General features: G+C 58.7%; 1 protein-coding gene. It reads left to right on the forward strand.

Annotated elements, in window-relative coordinates; genetic code table 11:
- The first annotated feature begins 80 nt into the window (after nt 1-80).
- Nucleotides 81-893 carry an IS5 family transposase gene (locus ACMGE0_RS33540; RefSeq protein ID WP_436820169.1) on the forward strand — a complete coding sequence of 271 codons (813 nt, stop codon included), beginning with the start codon at nt 81-83 and terminating at the stop codon, nt 891-893.
- The last annotated feature ends 17 nt before the right edge of the window (nt 894-910 follow it).

Here is a 910-nt window from a genome sequence, read left to right on the forward strand (position 1 = left end):
AGAGCCCGTCCGAGAATAGGGTTGAGTGATCGGGCTGATGATGATTCCAAGAAGGTGTCTGAAGCCTGAATGGAAGCGCCATGTGGAACCCGACCACCCGGCGGCAGTATAGTCGCAATCAGCCACGATACGAAACCGACCTGACGGATGCGGAATGGGCGGTGATCTCGCCCCTTCTTCCGCAGCCTGCGCCAAGGGGGCGTAAGCCAGCCTGGCCGCTGCGGGAGATCATCAACGCCATTTTTTACGTTCTGCGGGGCGGCATTCCCTGGCGTCTCATCCCGAAAGACCTACCGCCCAAGAGCACGGTTTTCGGGTATTTCTGCCGCTGGCGTGACACTGGTGTCTTCACGCGGATCAATCACTGCCTCGTCATGGTGGATCGCGAGCGGATCGGCCGTCAGGCCTCTCCAAGTGCTGCTGTGTTGGATAGCCAGAGTGTCAAAACCACCGAGAGCGGTGGTCCGCGTGGATATGATGCAGGTAAAAAGATCAAAGGCCGCAAGCGACAAGCAATGGTCGATATGGACGGACGTGCTCTCGTGCTTGATCCTCAACCGGCCGACGTTCAGGATCGCGATGGTGCCATCCCGGTTCTGCGACTGTCTCGGAAGTCCTTCCCGTTCGTGGCCAAGGCATTCGCCGACATGGGATACTCAGGCGACAAGCCGCAAAATGCGACGCTGGTCGACGTCGAGATCGTCCGCAAGCCGAAGGACCAGGTCGGCTTTGCCGTTCATCCAAAGCGTTGGGTTGTCGAACGCTTCTTCGCTTGGATCAGCCGAAACCGCCGGCTATGGAAAGACCCGGAAGCGACCATAAAGTCCGCCAAGGCCTTCCTTTATGCCGCATCCATCATGACCCTCGTCAGACGGATCGCACGCCGCTCATGAATTCTCGGACGGACTCT

This window comes from Neorhizobium descurainiae (genome assembly GCF_051400715.1).
GTDB lineage: Bacteria > Pseudomonadota > Alphaproteobacteria > Rhizobiales > Rhizobiaceae > Neorhizobium.